Annotated in this window: 16 protein-coding genes; 12 read left to right on the top strand and 4 right to left on the bottom strand. The window is 67.6% G+C overall.

Annotated elements, in window-relative coordinates; genetic code table 11:
• The first annotated feature begins 46 nt into the window (after nt 1–46).
• The 7 genes from ASD42_RS30850 to ASD42_RS30820 all read left to right on the top strand — a co-directional run bounded on the left by ASD42_RS30850 (nt 47) and on the right by ASD42_RS30820 (nt 6,486).
• Nucleotides 47–862, top strand: a complete 816-nt coding sequence (locus ASD42_RS30850; protein ID WP_056823416.1) for a DUF5666 domain-containing protein — start codon at nt 47–49, stop codon at nt 860–862.
• Nucleotides 863–930: 68 nt separating this feature from the next.
• Complete coding sequence (locus tag ASD42_RS34680; protein ID WP_174552016.1) at nt 931–2,130, top strand: hypothetical protein; 1,200 nt, start codon at nt 931–933, stop codon at nt 2,128–2,130.
• 54 nt (nt 2,131–2,184) lie between these two features.
• Nucleotides 2,185–2,991 carry an SDR family NAD(P)-dependent oxidoreductase gene (locus ASD42_RS30840; RefSeq protein ID WP_056823407.1) on the top strand — a complete coding sequence of 269 codons (807 nt, stop codon included), beginning with the start codon at nt 2,185–2,187 and terminating at the stop codon, nt 2,989–2,991.
• A gap of 5 nt (nt 2,992–2,996) precedes the next feature.
• Nucleotides 2,997–3,560 carry an orotate phosphoribosyltransferase gene (gene pyrE, locus ASD42_RS30835; RefSeq protein WP_056823404.1) on the top strand — a complete coding sequence of 188 codons (564 nt, stop codon included), beginning with the start codon at nt 2,997–2,999 and terminating at the stop codon, nt 3,558–3,560.
• Between the two features lie 69 nt (nt 3,561–3,629).
• Nucleotides 3,630–4,688 carry a beta-ketoacyl-ACP synthase 3 gene (locus ASD42_RS30830; protein ID WP_056823401.1) on the top strand — a complete coding sequence of 353 codons (1,059 nt, stop codon included), beginning with the start codon at nt 3,630–3,632 and terminating at the stop codon, nt 4,686–4,688.
• A gap of 1 nt (nt 4,689) precedes the next feature.
• Entirely contained in the window at nt 4,690–5,376 is a 687-nt protein-coding gene (locus ASD42_RS30825) for a lysoplasmalogenase (protein WP_056823398.1), read from the top strand.
• A gap of 96 nt (nt 5,377–5,472) precedes the next feature.
• Nucleotides 5,473–6,486: an alpha/beta fold hydrolase gene (locus ASD42_RS30820; RefSeq protein ID WP_056823394.1), complete on the top strand. Its 1,014-nt coding sequence runs from the start codon at nt 5,473–5,475 to the stop codon at nt 6,484–6,486.
• On the opposite strand, the gene ASD42_RS30815 is transcribed toward ASD42_RS30820, so the two are convergent.
• On the bottom strand, nt 6,470–6,916 hold the full coding sequence (locus ASD42_RS30815; RefSeq protein ID WP_056823391.1) for a hypothetical protein: 447 nt from the start codon (nt 6,914–6,916) through the stop codon (nt 6,470–6,472). The two genes, ASD42_RS30820 and ASD42_RS30815, sit on opposite strands and share 17 nt — an antisense overlap.
• A gap of 71 nt (nt 6,917–6,987) precedes the next feature.
• On the opposite strand from ASD42_RS30815, the gene ASD42_RS30810 reads away from it, so the two are divergent.
• From ASD42_RS30810 to ASD42_RS30800, 3 genes are all read left to right on the top strand, one after another.
• Nucleotides 6,988–7,290, top strand: a complete 303-nt coding sequence (locus ASD42_RS30810) for a hypothetical protein (protein WP_056823388.1) — start codon at nt 6,988–6,990, stop codon at nt 7,288–7,290.
• Nucleotides 7,291–7,311: 21 nt separating this feature from the next.
• Complete coding sequence (locus ASD42_RS30805) at nt 7,312–7,977, top strand: TrmH family RNA methyltransferase (protein ID WP_056823384.1); 666 nt, start codon at nt 7,312–7,314, stop codon at nt 7,975–7,977.
• Between the two features lie 95 nt (nt 7,978–8,072).
• Nucleotides 8,073–9,200 carry a glycoside hydrolase family 76 protein gene (locus tag ASD42_RS30800; RefSeq protein ID WP_056824148.1) on the top strand — a complete coding sequence of 376 codons (1,128 nt, stop codon included), beginning with the start codon at nt 8,073–8,075 and terminating at the stop codon, nt 9,198–9,200.
• Nucleotide 9,201: 1 nt separating this feature from the next.
• Here the strand turns inward: ASD42_RS30800 and ASD42_RS30795 are convergent, their stop codons facing one another.
• Both ASD42_RS30795 and ASD42_RS30790 read right to left on the bottom strand, forming a co-directional pair.
• Nucleotides 9,202–9,867: a DedA family protein gene (locus tag ASD42_RS30795; protein WP_056823381.1), complete on the bottom strand. Its 666-nt coding sequence runs from the start codon at nt 9,865–9,867 to the stop codon at nt 9,202–9,204.
• 32 nt (nt 9,868–9,899) lie between these two features.
• Complete coding sequence (locus ASD42_RS30790; RefSeq protein ID WP_056824144.1) at nt 9,900–10,556, bottom strand: DedA family protein; 657 nt, start codon at nt 10,554–10,556, stop codon at nt 9,900–9,902.
• Between the two features lie 212 nt (nt 10,557–10,768).
• On the opposite strand from ASD42_RS30790, the gene fbaA reads away from it, so the two are divergent.
• Complete coding sequence (fbaA, locus tag ASD42_RS30785) at nt 10,769–11,806, top strand: class II fructose-bisphosphate aldolase (RefSeq protein WP_056823378.1); 1,038 nt, start codon at nt 10,769–10,771, stop codon at nt 11,804–11,806.
• A 30-nt stretch (nt 11,807–11,836) separates the two neighbouring features.
• Nucleotides 11,837–12,955 (top strand): BTAD domain-containing putative transcriptional regulator, encoded by a 1,119-nt coding sequence (locus tag ASD42_RS30780; RefSeq protein WP_056823376.1) that lies wholly within the window; start codon nt 11,837–11,839, stop codon nt 12,953–12,955.
• Nucleotides 12,956–13,239: 284 nt separating this feature from the next.
• Here ASD42_RS30780 and ASD42_RS30775 read toward each other — a convergent pair whose 3' ends face one another.
• Nucleotides 13,240–14,298 carry a fused (3R)-hydroxyacyl-ACP dehydratase subunits HadA/HadB gene (locus tag ASD42_RS30775; protein WP_056823374.1) on the bottom strand — a complete coding sequence of 353 codons (1,059 nt, stop codon included), beginning with the start codon at nt 14,296–14,298 and terminating at the stop codon, nt 13,240–13,242.
• Nucleotides 14,299–14,350 lie beyond the last annotated feature (52 nt).

Genomic DNA, 14,350 nt, shown 5'->3' with positions numbered 1-14,350 from the left:
GCGTAGGGACCTCCCAAACGCGCCGGGCTGTCCTACCCTGGAGCCCATGACGAACCCGAACGATCCGTGGGGGCAACGCCCGGAGGATTCGCCGACCGAACGGCTGGGTTCGCCGGGCTCCGACTCGACCACGCCGTACAAGGGCAATTCGTTCGACGAGTGGGGGCAACCGTCGAACCCGACGCAGGCGTTGCCGCCGCACGACGCGCAATGGGGTCCCTACGAAAGTGGTTACCCCGCGGCTCAACCCCCGCCGCAGCAGGCGCCGCCCGGCTACGACCAGGGCTACCAGGCGCCGCCGCCCGGGTACGACCAGGGCTATCCCGCCGGGCCGCCACCGGGTTATCCACCGCGTCCGCAGGATGGTGACCAGGAAGAACCGCCCAAACGCCACACCGGTTTGTGGATCGCCCTCGGCTTGGGCGTGCTGGCGTTGATCGCGGTCGGTGGGGTGCTGGCCGGGCTCGTGCTGAGCGGCAACGGCTCGAACGACAACACCGCTTCGGCACCGACCTCCACGCAACCGTTCGCCCCGCCGACGTTGAAACAGACCACGCCGGGCGCGCCGCCGAGCACGAGCGGACTCCCCGGTTTGCCCGGCCTCGGTGGCGGCGAAGATCTCGGCGCCACCATGGGCAGCATCACCGCCAATACCGGCACCGAGATCACCATGAGTACCCTCGGCGGATCCGACGTTCGGGTGCTGATCGACGATGCCACCCAGGTGATCTCGCTGACCAGCACGAAGGCGAGCGAGCTTCCCGTCGGCGACATGGTTATGGTGCAGGGCGACAAGAACCCAGACGGGTCGATCCACGCCAAGATCATCATCAGTACGGCGTTGCCGGGCGGCCCCCGATGAGCGACCCGCGCGTCGAATCCCCGGTGCTACCGGGCAATCACGGCGACGGCTGGATAGGCTAGGCGACGATGACGGCTATGTGGTTCGGGTTAGCAGCGATCGCACTCGTGGGTGCGGTAGTTCTGCTGTATTTCGATCGGGTCCAGCGGCAGCGCACCGGACACGCGAGACAGGTGTGGGCGAAGTCCCAGGGCTACACCTACGTGTCGGTGGAGCCCGCCCTCGCCTCGACGTGGCGTCGTGGCGCGCTGGCCAAGCTCGGCTACCTCTCGGCGGTCGATGTGGTCTCCGGTATTCGCAAGGGCGAGAAGTTCGTGCTCTTCGACCTGGAGGACGCGGCGACCCTGGTGGCCGTGCGCCGCCAGATCGGCTCCGAGATCGACGTCGACATGCGGCTCAAGACCGCCGCGCCGCCGAAGGACCACGATCTGGAACTGCTCGGCGCCATCGGCGACCGGGTAGTGTTCGCCACCGATCCGGAGATCGCGCGCCACGCGGTAGATCAGCGGATGGTGGGCTTCATCGAGTCGCTGTCCGACACCGTGCAGATGCTGTGGAGTGAGGGCAACTGGACCCTCGGAATGCTGCCCGTCGGCAGCGGATCCAAGGACTGGGAGACCGCGATCGACGTGGTGCTTCGTCTGTCCGGCCTGCTGCACGTGTTGCCGCCGGTGGCCGAGCCCAATGAATACAACCGTCCGCGCTCCAGCGCGAATCTGGCGCCGGGCTTCCGGCCCGAGTACGACGAAGACGACGACGAGCGCGAATTCGCTTCGGATCGTGACGAATTCGCCGACGCCGAAGAGCGTGGCCGCGCCCGCTTCCCCGGCCCCGACGAACTCGAGGCCGACGACGAGCCCTACGTCACCCGAGGCGCGGCGGCACGCCTGCCCGAGACCGACAAGCCCTACGACAGTCGTGGCGCCGCGGCCGGCATCGACGACGCCGAGCGCCCGCGCGGCGCTGCCGCCCGCCCGGACGACGACTCCTACGGCGGCGGCCAACGGCGCGACGATCGCGCCCCGATCGGCGGCCGTGCCCCCGCACTGCCCGCCGATTACGACCCCGATCTCGACGACCCCGAATTCGAAGACCAGCCCGCACCCGGACGCCGCCCGCTCGGCGAACCGCCCAAGCGCCCGTCGCTGGCCGTGGTCCCCGAGCCGCGTCCCCGCACCGAGCCACCGCTCGACGACGCGGAACCGGGCCGGCCGGGCGGGCCGTTCCACCCGGGTTTCCGCCCGTACCAGGGCCCTGTACCGAAGTGATCCACCTGCCGCGGTAGTCGTCGCGGCACCCTCCTCGACCGGAATCGATCTGCGATGACCGATAGTCCTCTGCGCCTGCCCGGCGTACACCGCCCCGTCGCGATGATCACCGGACCGACGTCCGGCATCGGGCAGGGCTTCGCCCACCGCCTCGCGGCCCTCGGCTACGACCTGGTTCTCGTCGCCAGGAACGAACAACGACTACGGGAGCTCGCCGACGAGCTGGCCCGCCGTTTCGCCACCTCGTCGGAGGTTCTCGTCGCCGACCTGGCCGACGACGACGACCGCGCCCGCGTCGCCGCCCGCGCCGCGAGCGGCATCGAATTCCTCGTCAACAACGCGGGTTTCGCGCATTCGGGTGAGTTCTGGACGCTCGAGCCCGCTGAGCTGCAAGCCCAGCTCGACGTCAACGTCACCTCGGTCCTGCAACTCACCAGGGCGGCCCTGCCGCCGATGGTCGCGGCGGGCGCGGGTTCGATCGTGAATGTGGCGAGTGTGGCCGGGTTGATCCCCGGACGGGGGTCGACCTACTCGGCCTCCAAGGCCTACGTCGTATCCTTCACGGAGGGTTTGGCGGGTGGATTGGTGGGCACCGGTGTTCGCATCCAAGCGCTGTGCCCCGGATTCGTGCACACCGAGTTCCACGAGCGCGCCGGCATCGAGATGAGTTCCCTGCCCAAGCGCCTGTGGCTCGACGTCGATCAGGTCGTCGACGGGTGCTTGCAAGATCTGGACTCCGGCCGGGTGATCAGCGTGCCCGGCGTGCAGTACAAGGTGCTCACCGCGGTTGCGGGCTTCGTCCCGCGCACCCTGGTGACCCGGATGAATCGCGGACTCTTCAACGCACGCGGAAGGACATGACTTAGATGATCGACCAAGCACGTCAGGCGCTCACGAAGGCCGATCGCGACCAGCTGGCCACCCTCGTGCGCGAGCTCGCGGTCGTGCACGGCAAGGTGACGCTGTCCTCGGGCAAGGAGGCCGACTACTACGTCGACCTGCGCCGCGCGACCCTGCACCACCAGGCCGCCCCGCTGATCGGATCCCTGCTGCGCGAGCTCGTCGCCGACTGGGACTTCGACGCCGTCGGCGGGCTCACCATGGGCGCCGATCCGGTCGCGATGGCTGTGATGCACGCGCCGGGCCGTCCGATCGACGCTTTCGTGGTCCGCAAGGCCGCCAAGGCGCACGGCATGCAGCGCCAGATCGAGGGCCCCAACGTCGTCGGCAAGCGGGTGCTCGTCGTCGAGGACACCACCACCACCGGCAATTCGCCGCTCACCGCGGTGCGCGCGCTGCGTGACGCGGGCGCGATCGTGGTCGGCGTTGCCACCGTCGTCGACCGGGAAACCGGCGCTGACCAGGTGATCGCTGAGGAGGGGTTGGAATATCGATCCATCCTCGGCCTCGACGATCTTGCCCTGGGATAGCCTGAACAACGCCGAACCCGGACGACGACGTGGTCTGTCCGGACAGTCTGAAGGACGTGTGAGTCACCTGTGGTGAGCATTGCAGTAAACAAAGGTCGCGACAACGTTGCGATGCTCGGGATCGGTGCCTACCGTCCGCAGCGCATCGTCACCAACGCCGAAGTGTGCGAGACCCTCGACTCGACGCCCGACTGGATCTTCGAGCGCACCGGTATCCACAACCGGCGCTGGATCAGTGGCGACGAGACGATCCGGTCGATCTCCGTGGCCGCGGGTGAGCGCGCGCTGAACAACACCCCGATCGATCGAAGCAAGATCGGCGCGGTCATCCTGTGCACCTCGAGCTGGCTCAAGCTCACCCCGCACGGCGCCCCCTCGGTGGCCTTCGACCTAGGGCTCAACGGTGTCGCAGCCTTCGACTTGACGTCCGGCTGTGGTGGCTTCTGCTACGGGCTCGGTGTCGCCGCCGACCTGATCCGTGCCGGTTCGTTCGACTACGTGCTGGTGATCGGCGCCGAGACGATGACCGTCGGCCTCGACCCCACCGACCGCGGCACCGCGATGATCTTCGGTGACGGCGCGGGCGCTGTGGTCGTCGGCCCGGCCGAGGACAACGGCATCTCCCCGACGGTCTGGGGCAGCGACGGCGAGAACGCCGAAGCCATCGCCCAGGACGTCGATTTCCTGGCGTACATGAACAAGGCCCAGGCCCTGCAGGGCACCGATCCGGCGGTCGAGGCCGTCGGCCGGATGTCGCTGCACATGGAGGGCCCGAAGGTCTTCCGCTGGGCCGCGGTCACCCTGCCGCGCGCGCTCTCGGCGGCGCTCGAGTCCTCCGGCGTGGCCAAGGAGGACATCGAGGTGTTCGTCCCGCACCAGGCCAACGCCCGGATCAACGAGCTGATGAAGAAGAACCTCGGCCTGGCCGAGGGTGTCCCGATCGCCAACGACATCGAGAACACCGGCAACACCTCCGCCGCCTCGGTGCCACTGGCGATCGAGGAAATGCTGGTCACCGGCAAGGCGAAGGGTGGTCAGCTCGCGCTGCTGCTCGGCTTCGGCGCGGGTCTGAGCTACGCGGGCCAGGTCGTCACCCTGCCGCCCGCCCCGAAGGAACCGAGCTTCTGACATGCGAAAGCTGCGCGTCGCTTACCTGGTGGCGGCGGCGGTCACCGTGTTCGGTGCCGTCACCGGCCGCGACCGCCTGCAATGGGTCGCCAAGCCACTGCTGATGCCGCTGCTCGCCGCCGACACGGTGACCAGCGGCGTCGAGCTGGATCCGGCGGAGCGTCGGTTGCTGCTCGGCTCGTTGGCCGCGGCCACCGTGGGTGACGTGCTGCTCCTCGATCCCGACGACGACCGCCGCCTCATCGCGGGCGCGTCGTCGTTCGCGGTCATGCAAACCGGCTACTCCCTGCTGTGGTGGAAACGAGGAGCCCGCCCGCGCCCCGAGATCGCCCTACCCAGAGTGGTGGCCTGGGTCGGTGCCGCGGGCCTGCTGCGCGCCAAAGCCCCGAACCTCGTCGTCCCGCTCACCGCCTACGGCGCGACGTTGGGCACGGCCGCGACGCTCGCCTCGGATCCAGCTCTCGCCCCGGATGCGAAAAACATCGCGGGCCTGAACATTCCGAACGCGGACCCTCGCAGCGGCTACGGTCTCGGCGCCCTGCTGTTCACGATTTCGGACGGACTGATCGTCCTGCGCCGCCTGTTCGCCCGCGACGATCGCACCCGCCGGATCACCGAAGGCGCCATTCTGGCCACCTACACCGCCGCGCAATACCTGCTCACGGAGCCGCCGCCCCAGCACCGCTGATTTCGCGGGTACACGGGAGGTGGCACAGCGGGCACCGTCACACGGCGCTTACCTCTGTGTTGTCACGATGCAACACCTCGCGCGCACGCTTCCTAGATGAGCGGGGAAGCGCAGTTCATCGAGGTGCACGGGTATCGCCGGGCGTTCAGGATGGCCGGAACCGGTCCGCCGCTGCTGCTCATCCACGGCATCACCGACAGCTCCCTGACCTGGGCGCCGGTTTTCGACGCGTTGGCCGAGCACTACACCGTGATCGCGCCCGACCTGCTCGGCCACGGTGATTCCGATAAACCGCGTGGCGACTACGCCGTGGCGGCCTATGCCAACGGCATGCGTGATCTGCTCAGCATCCTCGGGATCGAGCGGATCACTGTCGTCGGGCACTCGCTCGGCGGCGGGGTGGCCATGCAGTTCGCCTACCAGTTCCCCGAGAAGGTGGAGCGGATCGCGCTGGTGTGCCCGGCGGGGATGGGCGCGGGCGTGCATCCCGCTTTCCGGCTCGCGACGCTGGCAGGCGCGGGCCCAGCGCTGAAGGCGATCACCAGTTGGCCGGTCCGCACCGCCGTGCGCGCCGCGATTCCGGTGGTGACGGCTGCGGGCGGGCTCGGCCTCGGCCCCGACGCCGAATACGTGCTCAGCCTCTACGGCCACCTCTCCGACGCCGGCGCCCGCAATGCCTTTCTGCGCACCATTCGCGCCGCCGCCGACCGTCGCGGCCAGACCATCACCATGCTCGACCGCGGCTACCTCGCCGCTCACCTCCCGACGCTGGTCGTCGGCGGCACCCGCGACACCGTCATCCCGTCGGGTCACGCCGATCGCGCCCACCGAGCCTTCCCCGGCAGTCGCATCGAAATCTTCGTCGGCGCAGGCCATTTCCCCCACCACTTCGACCCGACCCGCTTCGTCGAACTGATCCTCTCCTTCATCGAGGAGACCGAGCCCGCGGTCTTCGACCCCCTCCGCTGGCAGCGCACTCTCCGCCGCGGCCGCCCGATCGTCGGCCTCCCGTCACCCACGCCGTCGAACGCACCCGTGCCGTCGGTCGAGCCCGCACCGTCGGTCGAGCCCGCGCCCCCGAACACACCCGCGCTCACAGCACCAGGATGATCCGATCGCGGTCCTGCGGGTCCACCCGAATCGGAACCGTCTCTCCCACAACCATTCTCGCCTTGTGTACCGGCATCACATCCACCACGATCGTCCCGTGGTAGCTCTCGGCCCCCGGCACCGTGAGCTCCACATCGAACTCGGTCAGTTCACTCGCGTGATCGGTCCGACTCAACGGATGCACCCCATCGATCCGCGCCCACCCCTCCAGCCCGTGCTTGCGTAGCTGCCGATCCGCCCGCGTCGGCATCGAAGCCCACGCCATCGCGATCCCGCACGCCGAGCCGAACAACCCGACCATGATCATCACCTGATACGGCAGCGTCCCCGGCGGTGCGTGGGGAGCCAACCACGCCAGCCACACCGCGAGCGCGATCAGATACCCCGCCACGACGCCGACCAGCGCCCGCGATACCCGCTCATGATCCATCTCGCTCACCACCCGAAGTCGGTGTTCTTCCAGGGTAAGCGCCCTGCGGCCGCCGCGATTACCCTTGGTCCATGAGCTATCCGCCCCAGGGCTATTACCCGCGCCCGCCGGAGCACCCCGAGTCGACGACGGTCCTCATCCTCGGCGTCCTCGGACTGGCCATGTGCGGCCTGTGTGCCCCGTTCGCCTGGGTGAAGGGGCGCAAGGTCGTCGCCGAGATCGATGCCTCCGGTGGGCAGATCGGTGGCCGCTCGCAGGCCAACGCCGGCTACATCATGGGCATCGTCGGCAGCTGCGTCCTCGGTGTGTCGGTCCTCGTCGTGGCCGGTTCGGTGCTGCTGCTGGTAATGACGGCCGATTCTTCGACCTACTGAGCTCCCACCTAGCATTGCCGGGTGAATGAACCAGAGGTCGCGGGCCCGACCGAGTGGGGCGAGCACCCGCACGGCCTCGGTCCGTGGGAGCAGGAATACGACACTCCCGCCCCCGCCGACGCCCGATATGACCCCGTACTGCTGGCCGAAGGCGACCGCCGCAATGTCGTCGACGCCTACCGCTACTGGACCCGCGAGGCGATCGTCGCCGACATCGATGCCCGCCGGTTCCCCTTCCACGTGGCCATCGAGAACTTCGGCCACGACGCCAATATCGGCACCGTCGTGCGCACCGCCAATGCCTTCGCCGCGGCGGCGGTACACATCGTCGGCAGGCGGCGCTGGAACCGCCGCGGCGCCATGGTCACCGATCGCTATCAGCACCTCGTCCACCACAGCGACCTTGCCGAACTGCGTGAATTCGCCACGCGCGAGGGTCTGGCGGTTGTTGCCGTCGACAATGTGCCCGGCGCGGTCCCGCTGGAAACAGCCGATCTGCCGCGCAACTGCCTGCTGCTGTTCGGCCAGGAGGGCCCCGGCGTCAGTGATGACGCGAAAGACGCAGCGGCCCTGACTGTTTCGATCGCCCAGTTCGGATCCACCCGCAGCATCAACGCCGGTGTGGCCGCGGGCATCGCCATGCACGCCTGGATCCGTCAACACGCCGACCTGTCCGCGGCCTGGTAACGGAATGGGCACGGAATGTCGGTACCACCTGGCACCATGGAGCCATGACCTCGCGCAGCGGCCGGCGCCCCCAGCCCACTGATCGCGCCGGATCCATGCCCACCCCGGCGCTGTGGTCCGAGCGTGCCGATATGGCCGAGTCCGCGATCATCTCGCGGCATCTGCGAATGCTATGGGGTTGTCCCGGAACGGAATTGGGTGTTGTCGGCTGGCCGGCGACCCGCCGCGAACGGGGCTTCGCGGGCTGGCACTACTGGTGGCAGGCCCACCTGCTCGATGTGGCGGTCGACGCCGCCAATCGCGTGCCCACCCCCGCCCGGCGCAGGCGCATCGGCGCGATCGCCCGCGCCATCCGGCTGCGCAACCTCACCGGCTGGACCAACCGCTACTACGACGACATGGCCTGGCTGGCCATCGCGCTGGAACGCGCCGAGCGTACCCAGGAACTGACCTCGGCCCGCAGCGGCCTGCTCGCCCTGGAACAGAAGCTCTACGGCGCCTGGGAACCCGAGGTCGGCGGCGGCATTCCGTGGCGGATCAAATCGGACTTCTTCAATGCCCCCGCCAACGGCCCGGCGGGCATCGCCCTCTTGCGCCTCGGTCGCGTGGAGCGCGCCCGCGAGATAGCCGACTGGATCGACGCCACCCTCCGCGACTCCGAATCCGGCCTGATCCTCGACGGCATCCACCTACCCTCCGGTGAGATCGAACGTCCGGTGTTCAGTTACTGCCAGGGTGTCGTCCTCGGCCTGGAAGCCGAGCTGGCTGTGCACACCGACGACGACGAACGTCACATCGAACGGGTCAGTTCACTGCTGGCCGCGGTGGAAGAACACATGACCACCCGCCTGGTGATCAACGGCGGCGGCGGCGGTGACGGCGGCCTGTTCAACGGCGTGCTGGCGCGCTACCTCGCCGTGGTCGCCCTGATGTTGCCGGGCGAGGGCAAGCAGGCCGAAACCGATCGGCGCACCGCCGCTGCCATCGTCAAAGCCTCGGCCACCGCCGCCTGGGCCAATCGGCTCGAGGTCGAGGGCGAGCCGCTGTTCGGGTACGACTGGTGCAAACCGGCCCGGCTACCCGGCGGCACGGCGGGCGCGGGCAAGTTCACCCCGGGCGGTTCGGTGACGGCCTCGGCGGTGCCGGAACGCGACTTGTCCGTGCAGCTGGCCGGCTGGATGCTGATGGAAGCGGCCTACCAGGTCAGCGCGGCCGGGCTGTAGCTCAGCGCTCGGCGTCGCCCGCGATGCTCGGCTCGAGGTCGTAATCGTCGACCGGCCGCGCCATCTCCTGGCGATAGTGCCGGATACCGAGGAGGGTGCCGATGATCAGACCCACGATCAGCGTGCCGATCACGACGGGCATCAGCCACGGCACCTGCTCGAGGAACTCGCCCGCGTAATACCCGATCAACAACAGCACCGGCGCCCAGATGATCGCGCCGAGCGTGCTGGCGACGGTGTAGCGCCGGTGATCCATCCCGGCCGCGCCCGCCACCATCGGGCACAGCGTGCGCACCCACGGAATCCAGCGGGCCACCAGCACCGCGAGGAACCCGTGCCGTTCGAGCAGACCGGTGACCTTGGCCAGATTCTTGGTGTTGATATAGCGGCCGTTCTTACGCGCTACCAGGCGATGCCCGGTACGCGCCCCGACGACATAGCCCACCTGATTACCCGCGATCGCCGCGAGCATGGTGCCCACCGACAACGCCCAGACCTGCGCTTCGCCATTGGCATGCGAGGCGAGCACGATGCCCGCGGTGATCAGCATCGAATCACCGGGCAGGAACAGCCCGATGATGAACGCACATTCGAGAAAGACGAAAACGAGCACCACCGTGCAGACCACAGCGGGGCCTGCCGAGATCAGCGGATCGAAGCTGCCCATAGCGAGGGTCGACGGTACTGCGGTCACAGGGATCAGTGCGTCTCGTTCGTCGAAGCAGCCAGCTCGCCGCTCTGGGCCGACGCGGCCGGTGCGTTGCGGCGCTCGAGCACCTTCTTACCGACCGTGATGATCGCGGGCAGGATCGAGACGAACACGATCAGCAGGAAGATTCCCTCGATGTGGTCGCGGATGAACGGCACATTGCCGAGGAAGTAGCCCAGGATCGTGACGCCGCCACCCCACAGCACCGCGCCGACGATGTCGAACGCCACGTACTTGCGGTAGCTCATCTGCGACACACCGGCCAGCACCGGCATGAACGTGCGCACGATCGGCACGAACCTGGCCAGGATGATGGTCTTGGGGCCGTGCTTCTCGAAGAACTCGTGCGTCTCGGTGACGTAGTGCTTCTTGAAGAAGCGGCTGTCTTCCTTGTTGAAGATGGCCGGACCGATCTTTCGGCCGATCCAATACGCACACTGGTCGCCGAGGAAGGCTGTGAGAATCACCAACGGTACGAGGACCCAGATCGAGAGGGTCGAGCCCGGTTGCGCGGCGAGCATGCCGCCGGTGAACAGCAGCGAGTCACCTGGCAGCAACGGGAACAGCAAACCGGTCTCGATGAAGACAATCGCCAGGATGGCGGGCAGCACCGCGTTCGCGAGCCAGGTCTCCTGGAGTAGATACATCGGGTCCAGCAACTGGGTCAACGCAAGGTTGGTCGTCACCGCATCGGATACCGCCAGCAAAGTCACGGCCCCCACAGTACCGGTCCGATCTGTGACACGAGTGCTCTGCGGGTGAACCTCGGCCCACCGGGTGATCTCGCGTTCGCCTTCCTAATTTAGGGTGTGGCCTGACAGAATTGGTTTTTGCTCCCCACAAGACGGAGGTCACTGCTGTGCCTATCGCGACCCCGGAGGTCTACGCCGAGATGCTCGGCCGGGCCAAGGCGCACTCGTTCGCATTCCCGGCTATCAACTGCACCTCGTCGGAGACGATCAACGCCGCCATCAAGGGCTTCGCCGACGCCGGCAGTGACGGCATCATCCAGTTCTCCACCGGTGGCGCCGAATTCGCTTCGGGCCTCGGGGTGAAGGACATGGTCACCGGCGCGGTGGCGCTGGCCGAGTACGCGCACGTCATCGCCGCGAAGTACGACGTGACGATCGCGCTGCACACCGATCACTGCCCCAAGGACAAGCTGGACACCTACGTGCGTCCGCTGATCGCGATCTCGCAGGAGCGCGTGAACAACGGCCAGAACCCGCTGTTCCAGTCGCACATGTGGGACGGCTCGGCCATCCCGATCGACGAGAACCTCGAAATCGCCAAGGAACTGCTGAAGGCCTGTCAGTCGGCCAACATCATTCTCGAGGTCGAGATCGGTGTCGTCGGCGGCGAGGAAGACGGCGTCGAGGCCGAGATCAACGACAAGCTCTACACCTCGCCCGAGGACTTCCAGAAGACCATCGAGGCGCTCGGTGCGGGCGAGAACGGGCAGTACCTGCTGGCCGCCACCTTCGGCAACGTGCACGGTGTGTACAAGCCGGGCAACGTGGTGCTCAAGCCCGAGGTGCTGGCCGAGGGTCAGCGCGTAGCCGCCGAGAAGCTGGGCCTCGAGTCCGGTGCGCAGCCGTTCGACTTCGTCTTCCACGGTGGTTCGGGCTCGCTGAAGTCCGAGATCGAGGACTCGCTGCGCTACGGCGTGGTGAAGATGAACGTCGACACCGACACCCAGTACGCCTTCACCCGCCCGGTCGCCGGTCACATGTTCGCCAACTACGACGGTGTGCTGAAGATCGACGGTGAGGTCGGCAACAAGAAGGTCTACGACCCGCGCAGCTACCTGAAGAAGGCCGAGGCCTCCATGGCCGAGCGCGTGACCGAGGCCTGCAACGACCTGAAGTCGGCCGGACGCTCCGTCAGCGGTTCCTGATTTTCGCACCAACAAACGGGGCCCGAGCTCATGAGTCTTGATGTCCGTGTGCTCGGGCCCGTTCGACTGCTCGTCGGCGGCGAGCCGGTAGCGGTCGGCGGGCCCAAGCCGCGCGCTCTCCTTGCCGCGCTCACCGTCAATCGGCGGCGCGCGGTGTCTTCTGCTGTGCTTGCCGAGATGGTGTGGAACGAGGATCCGCCGGATTCCTACGCCGCCAGCCTGCAGGTGTTCGTGTCGAATATTCGCAAGGCACTGCGCAACGCGGGGATCGATTCGGCGCAGGTGTTGCGGACCGAGGGCGCGGGGTATCGGCTCGAAATCCCCGACACCGCCTGTGATCTCGGCCGGTTCGAGAGTGCGCGCGAAGCCGGTACGCGGTGTTTGGACGTGGGCGACCACCCCGGTGCCGCCAATCTTTTCGGTGCGGCACTGCGGGAATGGACCGGGCGGGCGCTGGCCGATCTGGCCGGATTGCAGTTCGCCGACGGGTTCGCCACCGCGATGAACGAGGAGCGGCTACTCGCTGTCTCCGCCCGCGTCGACGCTGAAATCGCCTGCGGGCGCGCTTCTTCGGTGATCGGCGAGTTGGTGTCGATGACCAACGAACATCCACTGCGCGAGCCGCTGTGGGGCCAGCTGATCACCGCGCTGTACCTATCCGGGCGGCAGGCCGATGCGTTGGAGGCCTGCCGGCGGGTGCGGGGTGTGCTCGCCGAGGAGTTGGGCATCGATCCCGGAGCCGCGTTGATCGAGCTGGAGCGGCAGGTTCTGCGGCAGGAGCCGTTGAATGTGTTGGCTTCCAGGCGTTCTGATCAGGTGGCCGCGGCGATGACCGAGACTGTGACCGAGGTTCCGCAGTCGATCCGGAACGGCAATCTGCGATTTGCCGATGGGCGTACGCTGCCGATTCCGCACGGGGGGATCCGGATCGGCCGAATGACGGACAACGAGTTGGTGCTCGATGATCCGAAGGCCAGTCGGTATCACGCTCACATCATGCCCAGCCGGGCTGGGTTGTTGATCAAGGATCTGCACTCGGCCAACGGGGTTTATGTCAATGAGGTGCCGATCGACAGTGGTGCGTTGTTGGCCGATGGGGATGTAATCCGTATCGGGGGAACTGTTTTGGTGTTTATCGCGGTGAAGTAGGGGCGGGGCTCTGTATCCCCGGGGGCAAGGGATTATCGAGGTTCGGTAGTCCCAGGCTGGATACGCTGTGTCTTTGGCGCGCTGGCGCGCGCGTGTCCGCGGCCCCTGGGGGCCGCCGGTTAGCGCTCGAGACTCGCGCCTGCGGCGCATGCGCTTCGAGCGCTAACCGGCGACCCGGCCGCGGACCGGCCACTGCGTGGCCGCCGCTCCCTAGGGGTCGCGGGTGCGTGGCTGGGAGTGCGGTCATGGCGGTCTTGTGGGGTGCGCGGTGTGGCTGAGTGGGGTTACGTCAGGCGGATTTCGGCTGCTGCTCGGCCGAAGAGCTTGCGGCCCTCGGAGATTCCGCTCAGCAGGACTGTTGCCGCGCGGCGGTCGGAGTCTATCGACTTGATCTTTCCGGAGAACTCGATGACGCCTGCCTCGGCGGGGGGAACCGGGACGAATCCCGAGAAGCGGACGCTCAGCTTCTCGATGGCGGTGGGGTCGCCGAGCCAATCGGTCAGGTACTGCGCGGCCAGGCCCATGGTGAGTAGGCCGTGGGCCACCACGGTGGGCAGGCCCGCAAGTTCGGCTGCGCGGTCGCTGAAGTGGATCGGGTTGGGGTCGCCGGAGACGCCCGCGTAGTTGGCCAGGTCGCCGCGGGTCAGGCGGGCGGTGGCGGGGGGAAGTGCGGTTCCCTTTGCCAGAGTGTCGAATTCGGGGGTGGTGTTGACCGCTACGGTTTCGCGCTGGGGGAGCGCGGGGGCGGGGCCGGTGAGGCGGATCAGGGGGTCACCGGTGCCGTCGCCGCCGATGGTGTCGGGGTGCGGGTGCATGCTGATGTTCTCGACGGCCTCGACGATATTGGGGTCAACCTCGACACCGCGGCGGGCCACGATCATGGTGGTGCCCTGCACAGCGACCTGGCCGTGCTGGTTGCGCAGCGTGAAGCCGACGTTGATGAAGTCGTTGTCGCTGAACTGGCGGATCGACTCGATCTCGAGCTCGGTGCTGATCCGGTCGCCGGCCAGCATCGGCTGGAACAGCTCGAACACCTGGTCGGTCTGCAGCACCTGCGACAGGTCGTACTCGCTGAGCACGCTGTCGAGCAGGGCGCGGGTGGCCGTCATGCCGATCACCGAGGCGAAGGTCGGCGGGGCGATCACGCCGTCGTAGCCGAGCTTGCGCGCGTCGACTTCCTGCTGATGGGCCGGGTGCAGATTCTGCACCGCCCTGGCGAATTCTCGGATCTTCTCGCGGCCGACTTCGTAGTGATCGCGGAATCCGAAGCGCTGACCAACCGGCGTCGCATCCGGGACCACAGCATCGATGTCCGGCTGCTCCACTGTCTGTTCCCTGCTCATGATCCGGAAAACTTTACTTGTTCAGCCATCTGGATCACCAGTTATGTGTGAC

Source organism: Nocardia sp. Root136 (assembly GCF_001427185.1).
Classification (GTDB): domain Bacteria; phylum Actinomycetota; class Actinomycetes; order Mycobacteriales; family Mycobacteriaceae; genus Nocardia; species Nocardia salmonicida.
Note: the sequence above shows the minus strand (reverse complement) of the source record. Positions and strands in the feature narration are given on the sequence as shown.